Annotated in this window: 2 protein-coding genes and 2 pseudogenes; 3 read left to right on the plus strand and 1 reads right to left on the minus strand. The window is 69.6% G+C overall.

Annotation, left to right across the window (positions count from 1 at the left end):
* Positions 1-403 precede the first annotated feature (403 nt).
* On the plus strand, positions 404-1429 hold the full coding sequence (locus tag AB0O34_RS35830) for an ATP-binding cassette domain-containing protein (protein ID WP_363923284.1): 1026 nt from the start codon (positions 404-406) through the stop codon (positions 1427-1429).
* The gene (locus tag AB0O34_RS35835; protein ID WP_363923286.1) at positions 1426-2262 is read left to right on the plus strand and encodes an ABC transporter permease; all 837 of its coding nucleotides are present in this window, start codon (positions 1426-1428) and stop codon (positions 2260-2262) included. Before AB0O34_RS35830 ends, AB0O34_RS35835 begins: the two co-directional genes overlap by 4 nt.
* 1689 nt (positions 2263-3951) lie before the next feature.
* On the opposite strand, the pseudogene AB0O34_RS35840 reads toward AB0O34_RS35835, so the two are convergent.
* Positions 3952-5322 (minus strand): annotated as a pseudogene (locus AB0O34_RS35840) (BTAD domain-containing putative transcriptional regulator); the annotation flags it as partial.
* Between the two features lie 119 nt (positions 5323-5441).
* Here AB0O34_RS35840 and AB0O34_RS35845 point away from each other — a divergent pair.
* Positions 5442-5564, plus strand: a pseudogene (locus tag AB0O34_RS35845) (IS3 family transposase); the annotation flags it as partial.
* Positions 5565-6204: the final 640 nt, after the last annotated feature.

Below are 6204 nucleotides of genomic sequence, written 5' to 3' on the forward strand. Positions count from 1 at the left end.
ATTTGTTCTCGCACAAACAACTCTGCGGGAATCACAACCCACAAACCAGACGAACGGACGGCAGCAAGCTGCACCCCCCTGACACCTTCCTGCCACGCCCAGAAGAAGGACGCCGCGCCGCACCATAACCCCAGGTCAGGACGTCAACCTGACCGAGTCGCGAGGGCACAGGAAAGCGGCCTCTCTGTCGTGGATGTGTCGTGACAAACGGCGCGGGAGCTCGCTCGCTGCTGTGGGGCTGCGACTTCCCACGGCCGGACGGATAGTCGTGATCACCGGGGAATCGACCCCCAGAATGAACGCTGACGGCCGAACAGCGTTCCGTGTCCCCCATGCCCCGCTCCCGGCAACCGGTGAAACCGGCCGAGGGTGCCGTGAAACCGGCACCGCCGAGAGTGAAGCCATGAGCATCACAGAACTCGAACGTACCGGGGGCGGCCCTGCCCCTGACGGGGGCGCCGATCTGGCCGTACGTGCGGAAGGGCTTGTGAAGACGTTCGGCGAGCACCGTGCCGTGGATGGGATCGACCTGCACGTACGCCCCGGTGAGATCTTCGGCGTCCTCGGCCCGAACGGCGCCGGCAAGACCACCATGCTGAGGATGCTGGCCACCCTGTTGAAGATCGACGCGGGCCGTGCCGAGATCTTCGGGGTCGACGTGGCCGGCAACCCGCACGTGATCCGCCAGTTGGTCGGCGTCACTGGACAGTACGCGTCGGTCGACGAGAACCTGACCGCACGCGAGAACCTCTGGCTGTTCAGTCGCCTGCAGGGCATCGCCGCGCCGCGCGCCCGGCGCATCTCCACCGAACTGCTGGGCCAGTTCGGTCTGGAGGCGGCTGCCGACAAACCGATCGCGCAGTTCTCCGGCGGCATGCGCCGGCGCCTCGACCTCGCGGCCAGCCTGATCACCAAGCCACCGCTGATCTTCCTCGACGAGCCGACCACCGGCCTCGATCCACGCACGCGCGGCCAGATGTGGGACACCATCCGCGGCCTGGTCGCCAACGGCTGCACGGTGCTGCTGACCACGCAATATCTGGACGAGGCCGACCAACTCGCCGATCGCGTCGCCGTCATCGACCACGGCCGCAAAGTCGCCGAGGGCACCCCCGACGAGTTGAAGACCGCGGTCGGCGACTCCGCCCTCCAGTTGCTGCTCGCCGATCCGGCCGAGGTACCCGCCGCAGTGGAGGTCGTGCGGAGTGTCCTTGGCTCCGACCCGGTCCTCAGCCGGGAGCCTGGCCGCCTCAACGTCGCCCTCGACCAGGCCGACCTGGCCGCGGACGTACTGATCGCGCTGCGCACCGCCGGGGTGTCGATCTCTTCGGTCAGCGTGGCCAAGCCCAGCCTGGACGAGGTGTTCCTCGCCCTCACCGGCCACGAGACGGATGGGGACGACGAGACCGGCACGGAGGAGAACCGATGAGCACCACGACCGCACCCGCCCGCGAGGCGGTCCGCGCCGCCGACCGCGTGGCGGCCGCCCGGCGGCGCGTCTCCACGGGGGAGACGCTCAGCCAGACCCTGACGATGGCGTGGCGGGCGCTCAAGAAGATGCGCCGCAACCCGGAGCAGTTCTTCGACGTGGCGTTGCAGCCCATCCTGTTCACCGCGATGTTCGCCTTCATCTTCGGTGGCGCCATCGCCGGCGACGTGGAGAGCTACCTCCCCCTGATGATCCCGGGCATCCTCGCCCAGACCGTGCTGACGACGTGCATGGCCACGGGCACGCAACTCCGCGAGGACATGGAGAAGGGCGTCTTCGATCGGTTCAAGTCGTTGCCGATCGCCCGGATCGCGCCGCTCGCCGGCCCGATGGTGGCCGACCTGCTGCGCTACACGATCGCGGCCACTCTGACCTTCGGCATGGGCCTGGTGATGGGCTACCGCCCGGGCGGTGGCGCGGGCGGCGTACTCGCCGCGATCCTGCTGGCGATCATCACGGGCTGGTCGCTGGCCTGGGTCTTCACCTGGGTCGGCACGATCGCCCGGAGCGCCCAGGCCGTGCAGGGCATCTCCATGATGATCTTGTTCCCGCTGACGTTCCTCTCGAACGCGTTCGTCCCCGTCGAGACCCTGCCCGGCTGGCTGGCCGCGTTCGTACGGATCAACCCGGTCTCACACCTGGTCACGGCCGCCCGCGACCTCGCCAACAACGCCGTCGTCAGCGGAGAGGTGGCCTGGACGCTCCTGGCGTGCGTGATCGTCATCGCGATCTTCGCGCCGCTGTCGGTGCGCAGCTACAAACGGCACATGTGACCGTCGCCGCTCCCGGCCGGAGACCCGCTCGAGGAGGCGCCGCGCCTCGTCGAGCAGGTCGGAGCCGCGCCGATCGCCGTACCCGGCCCGTACAGCGGCGATCATCCCCGGCGCGGCCCGCTCCGCGTGCGGTTCGATGCGCTCGAAGGTCAGGCTGGGCATGCTGCTGATGTACGCGAACCGCTCGGCCAGCACAAGCAACCCGATCGAGTCGCCGGGGGGCAGCACTTCCCGCAGCAACCCCCAGGCGCCGAGCGCGAACAGCACCAAGCCGCACATCGGATAGTCCAGGACGGGGCTCTGCACGGCCAGCACGTCGTGGCCCCGGAGGGTGGAGAACAACTCCTCGCCGTACCGGACCTCGTCCGGCGGGGCGTGGTAGGCGTACGCCGTCAGGGCGACCGACACCGCGACGGTCGTCCACGGCGTCAACTCCGCGGGCGGAAACCCGGGCAGCCGCATATCGCGTGCCCGCCGGACGGCCAGACGGTACTCCGCGAGCGCGGCGGCCGTCTCGCCACGGGCGAGGGCGAGCTCGGCGGCGTACAACGAGACGATGGCCTTCCCGCCGAGCACGGCCTCGCCGTCGTTGATCCCGAAGATCCCGGCGAGCTCCGCCTGCGCGGCGCTGAGATCGCCGTCGGCGAGCGCGGAGACCAGCAGCACCGCGCGTAGCTGGGTCTCGTCGTCGGTGGCGCCGAGCCGGCTCAGCACCGGCATGGCGGTGCGCGCGTGTGCGACCGCGCGCCGGCGATCGCCGCGCTGCATGACCAGATGGGCCAGCTCGGCGTGCATGATCGCGCTGAACCACGGCCCGTCCTTGTCGGAGAGCATCGCCAGGGTCCGCTCGGCGGCCTCGATCGCCCCGTTCACCTCACCCGCGTTCTCCAGCACGTGGACGCTCATGTGCGTCGCCGCCAGGACGACGTCGGGGTCGGTGCTCCGGCACAGCTCCGCCAGCCGGCGGCGCACCTCGACGCCGTCGGCCGCGTCGCACGCGAGCAGCACCGTGGCCATCGCCGCCACGCGGGGATCGACCGTGTCAGTGGTGGGCAGCCTGCGCAGCAGAGCGCGCAACGGATCGCCGCGGCGGTCGCTCATGATCGCGACGTTCATGAGCGTGACCAGCATGGCGGCCCTGGTCACCTCGGTGAGGTGCGGCGGCACCGCCCAGCCGTCGACCACCTCGTTGATCGCTCCCCAGTGGACGAGGAGCCGGAAGTGTTCGCCGCGGATCGACCAGAGCGCGCCGACACTGGCCAGCAACTGGACCGTCGTGACCGGATCGGACTCGCCCAGAGCCTGCCGGAGCATATCGGCGAGGTTGCCCTCTTCGGCGCGCAACGCGTCGACCGCCGCGAACTGCGCCGGGCCGAACAGCTCGAAGGCGTGATCGAGGGCGTACGTCGTCGCCCAGGCCCGCTGCGCCGCCCGGGCGGGCGCCTCTTCGCCGGCCTCCTCCAGCCGCATCCGCCCGAACTCCCTGACGGTCTCCAGCATCCGGTAGCGCAGGCCGTACGCCGTCTCGCGGACGCTCAGCATCGACTGCTCGGTCAGCGCGTCCACGACGCGCAGGGCGTCCGGGCCGAGTATCTGCTCGGCCGCGGCCAGCGTGAAACCGTCGCCGAACAGCGACAGCCACCGCAACGCCCGCCGTTCCGGCCCCTCCAGCAGGTTCCACGACCAGTCGATGACGGCCAGCAGCGTCTGGTGCCGGTCGGGGGCCGTACGGTTCCCGCCGCGCAGCAGGGCGAACCGGTCCGCCAGGCGCCGCGCGATCTGTTCCACCGACATCACCCGCACCTTGGCCGCGGCCAGCTCGATCGCGAGCGGCAACCCGTCGAGGCGGGCGACGACCTCCTCGACCACTCCCTCGTCGATCCGCACACCCGGGCGAGCGGCCGTGGCGCGCTGGCGGAACAACTCCACCGCGTCGCCCGTGGGCAGCTCGCCGAGCGGGTAGACGCGTTCGGCGGGGATCGACAAGGGGGCGCGCGAGGTGATGAGCACCCGCAGGTCGCGGGTCGTCACGGTCAGGAACGCCACCAGGTCGGCGACGGCCTCGATCACGTGCTCGCAGTTGTCCAAGATCAGCAGCGCCGGAGCCTGGTCGAGATGCTGGGCGATCCGGGCGCGAACGTCGGAGCGCTGCTCGGCGGTCAGGGCATGCCGCCCGCTGACCGAGTCCCGAACCCCGAGCGCCGAGCCCACCTCGCCCACCACGCCCTCCGGCGAGGAGACGCCGACGAGTTCGACGAAGTGAGCGATGGGCTGTGTGGCGTTCCTGCCGACGACATGGGCCAGCCGCGTCTTGCCCAGTCCGCCAGGGCCGATGATGGAGATCACCCGGTTGGTCTGCAACAGGGCGTGCACCGCACGGATATCGCTGTCGCGGCCGAGCAGCGAGGAACCGTCGAACAGGATGCCCTCACGTACCGGCCGATCGGCGACGAGGAGTTCGGCGTACACGCGGGCGAGCTCAGGCCCTGGTCCAGTGCCGAGCCGCGCGGCCAGGCCCGCGCGATACCGCTCGTAACGCTCCAGAGCGGCGGCGGCACCTCGTACGGCGGCCTCGCTGCGCAGCAGGCAGGCAAGAAGTTCCTCGTCATGTGGCCGATCGGCCGCGGCCTCCTCCAGCAGCGGCAGTGCGCCCTCGTGAGCGCCGCTCCGGCCCCGCGCGATCGCCGCCACCCATCGCGCCTCGGCCACCCACCTTGCAGCGACGCCCCTCAGCTCAGCGAGTGCGCCCGTGGCGCCGTCCAAGCCGCCGGGCAGGAGACTTATGGCCTCTTCGGCGCGGCGACGCGCGAGCGCCATGTCGCCCTCGCCCAGTGCGGCCCGCGCCTGCTCCACCAGCGCGCCAAGCAGCAGCGCGTCAACCTGAGTCGCGGGCAGCCCGAGCCGGTAACCACGCGGGATCCGCACCACGACGTCGGCGCCGGTCGCCGCCCTGGTCCGTGAGACGACCACCTGCAGCGCCTTCGTCGGGTTGGCCGGCGCCTCGTCGGGCCATAACTCCTCGACCAGGCGCTCGTCACTGACCCCGGCACGCCCGTGCATGGCGAGCACGGCCAGCAGGGTGTGCGCGCGATCGCCGACCACGCGCGCACCCCGCCAGTGGACGCCGTCGAGCAGGACCAGTGCGGGGGACACACCCTCAGCTTACGTACGAGAGCAACTACACGTCGTATGACTTCGCCAAGAAACTCAAGGAAATGGGAACACGCCAGTCCGTCGGCCGGACTGGCGTCTGTTATGACAATGCCCTGGCGGAATCGTTCTTCGGTGCGCTGAAGAATGAGTCGCAGAACCGTATGGTCTTCACCACACAAGAAGAGTGCGACGCGAGGTTGTCAAATACATTACTAGGTCCGGGGCATCGGGGTCTTCGCCATACAGACCCTCCTAGGTCATACAGGCTTGTTCGGAAACCCTCACGCTACGCCCCCTACGGAGATCACTTACTCTGGTTCGTCCCGCCGAGGAGAACGGCTGACTGAAGCTTGGGTGGCTTCGCTCGGCGGACATGAGGCCGTCGTGGTCAATCGGGGGCCGAGTCCGGGCATGCCCGGATACCGGCGGCGAGCCGCGTGTGGCGGGGACCTCTGGGCGCTGGTGGCGATCTGGCCGGTCGGGCCTGAGAGGGATGTCTCGGCGTTGACCTGGCCGCTTTCGATGTCTGGGGCTTCGATGCTCGCCGATGCCATCGTCTTGAACGCAGGTGATGGTCTTAGTCGGCTTGGCAGAGCCTGTTCATGTGCTTTCTTGTCCGCTGTTCGGGGCGGAGGTGCCTTTAGTTGTTTTCAGAAGTGTTGAGGGTTTCAGCGCGTTTTTATTCTTAGTCCCAGGTGGTGCCGGGGGTGCGGGAGTAGCTGTCCCAGGTGGTACCGGCGGTGCGGCTGTAGGAGTCCCAGGTGGTGCCGGCGGAGCGGGTGGAGTTCG

This window comes from Sphaerisporangium sp. NPDC088356 (assembly GCF_040685555.1).
GTDB lineage: Bacteria > Actinomycetota > Actinomycetes > Streptosporangiales > Streptosporangiaceae > Sphaerisporangium.